General features: G+C 71.7%; 2 protein-coding genes. One reads left to right on the forward strand and one right to left on the reverse strand.

The features are described 5' to 3' along the window. Window positions 1-402: 402 nt before the first annotated feature. A complete protein-coding gene (locus RZ84_RS13960) occupies window positions 403-1,410 on the reverse strand; it encodes a stage II sporulation protein M (RefSeq protein ID WP_043264590.1) in 1,008 nt (335 codons plus the stop codon). Between the two features lie 152 nt (window positions 1,411-1,562). Between RZ84_RS13960 and RZ84_RS13965 the strand changes: the two genes are divergently transcribed. Continuing rightward, window positions 1,563-2,467, forward strand: a 905-nt coding sequence (locus tag RZ84_RS13965; protein ID WP_241777699.1) for an RDD family protein, incomplete at its 3' end; no start/stop codon positions are given.

Below are 2,467 nucleotides of genomic sequence, written 5' to 3' on the forward strand. Positions count from 1 at the left end.
CGCGGTTCCAACCTTACCAGATCCGTTTCCGTCTCCGGCCCCCTGTTGGAGCGGGGTCGACCGCTTCGCTTTCGCTTTTCGGCCATTCCGACTTTAGCAGATCTTCTTTCTTGCCGTTTCCGGCTTGAATTCCGTTCCGATTGCCCGTCGGGGGGCTTGCCTTTCGGCTTTTCCGACTTTATCAGAAAGCGTTCGGCCGAATTAATCGACCGGGAGCTTCCGGTAAGTGGTCGGTTGCGCTCCGCCGATGTGAAAGGGCGGCCGGAGCGGAGAAGAGACTAACCGTCGCGGTTGAACCTGTCCAGTTCCTTGCAACCGTTCGAATCTACCTCCACCCGTCACCCGTGTCAACGGGTTCTGGGGCGGAGAGGAGATTAGCAGGTCAGCAGGGATGTGCGCACATCAGGCGGCGGTGGGGAGGAGGGCGTCGCGATCGGCCCGGGTGATGTCGCCGGTCTCACCGGCTCGTACTGCGCGGCCACCCAGGACGTAGACGTAGGTGAGGAAGGCCAGTTCGGCGAGGACTCCGATGCCGATGCGGGCCCAGGTGGGGAGGCCGGAGGGGGTGACGAAGCCTTCGATGGCGCCGGAGACGAAGAGGACGGCGGCCAGGCCGATGGCGACGCCGAGGGCGGTGCGGCCCTCTTCTCCCAGGGCCGTGCGGCGGGTACGCGGGCCCGGGTCGATGACGGTCCAGCCCAGGCGGAGGCCGATGCCGGCGGCGACGAAGACGGCGGTCAGTTCGAGGAGGCCGTGCGGGAGGATCAGGCCGAGGAAGGTGTCGAGGCGGCCCGCGGAGGCCATCAGGCCCAGGCCGGCGCCGAGGTTGAGCATGTTCTGGAGGAGCACCCAGAAGACGGGGAGGCCGAGGAAGGTGCCGAGGACCAGGCAGAGGGCGACGGCCTGTGCATTGTTCGTCCATACCTGGGCGGCGAAGGCCGCGGCGGGGTGGTTGGAGTAGTACGTCTCGTACTCGCCGCCGGGGCGGGTCATGTCGCGCAGCTCCTGGGGGGCGCCCAGGGCGGCCTGGACTTCCGGGTGAGCGGCTATCCACCAGCCGAGGAGGGCGGCGGCGGTGACGGAGAGGACCGCGGTGGGGATCCACCAGTAGCGCAGGCGGTAGACGGCGGCGGGGAAGGACGTGGTGAAGAAGCGGGCGGCGTCGCGCCAGGAGGACTTGCGGGCGCCGGTGACCTTGCTGCGGGCGCGGGCCACGAGGGAGGTGAGGCGTCCGGTCAGCGCGGGGTCGGGGGCACTGGAGAGGAGGAGGGAGAGGTGGGTGGTGGTGCGCTGGTAGAGGGCGACCAGTTCGTCGGCCTCGGTGCCGGTGAGGCGGCGTTTGCGGCTCAGCAGGGTTTCCAGGCGGTCCCATTCGGCGCCGTGGGCCGTAACGAAGACATCCAGGTCCATCCGTCGCTCCTCGCAGCGCTGTGGGTGGTTGCCGGGCCAGCTTGGCAGACTGGCGGGGCGCCGGGCCGGGGCCCTCATGGGGGGCGCGGCGTCGGGGTCGTGCCGGCGTGGCAGGGGAACGCGGGGCAGAGGGGACGAGAGGGAGTGGGCGTGTGAGTCAGCTCGTTACGGGTGAAGCGGTGGTGCTGGGGCTGCGGCCGGCCAGGCTGGCGAGTCGGGGGCTGGCGGTGGTGGTCGATCTGGCCGTGGCCTGGGGGACGTACCTCGCGGTGACGATGCTGATGGTGAGTGCGACGTCCTCGATGGACGGTGCGGTGGTGGCGGCCGTGACGGTGGCGACCTTCCTGCTGGTGCAGGTGGGGATCCCGATCGTGGTCGAGACGCTGAGCAACGGGCGGTCGCTGGGGAAGTTGATCTGCGGGCTGCGGGTGGTGCGGGAGGACGGCGGGCCGATCCGGTTCCGGCATGCGCTGGTGCGGGGGGCGATGGGGGCCGTCGAGATCGTCATGACGATGGGGGTGGTGGCCTCCGTCGCGTCACTGGTGTCGGCGCGGGGGCGCCGGCTGGGCGATGTGTTCGCGGGGACGCTGGTCATACGGGAGCGGGTGCCGGAGGCGGAGGCCGGCGGGGTGGTGCTGCCGGCGGCGCCTTCGTGGCTGGCGGGGGAGCTCGGGTCGCTGGATCTGTCGCGGGTGCCGGACGGGTGGTGGCTGGCGGTGCGGCAGTACCTGACGCGGCTGGGGGAGCTGGATCCGCAGGCGGGCGCGGTGATGGCGGGGCGGCTGGCGGAGGACCTGCGGGGGTTCACGGGGGCGGCGGCGCCGGCGGGGGTGGAGGTGGCGGTGTATCTGACCGCGGTGGTGGCCGAGCGGCAGGGGCGGGAGTCCCGGCGGGCGTTCGGGGCGCCGGTGGGGGCGGTGACCCCAGGGGCGGTGAACCCAGGGGCGGTTGCTTCCGAGGCGGGGCCGTTCGGGGTTCCGGGGGCGGGTGCGGTGCCGTCGCCGGTGGGTGGGGAGGGGGTGTCCGCGGCCGGTGCGGGGGGGGCGGCCGCCCGCGG

This window comes from Streptomyces sp. CT34 (assembly GCF_000805335.1).
In the GTDB taxonomy this organism is placed as follows: Bacteria; Actinomycetota; Actinomycetes; order Streptomycetales; family Streptomycetaceae; genus Streptomyces.

Excerpts from the sequence above, each read along its gene's own strand:
- RZ84_RS13960 (WP_043264590.1), bottom strand. The coding sequence starts at position 1,410 with ATGGACCTGGATGTCTTCGTTACGGCCCACGGCGCCGAATGGGACCGC.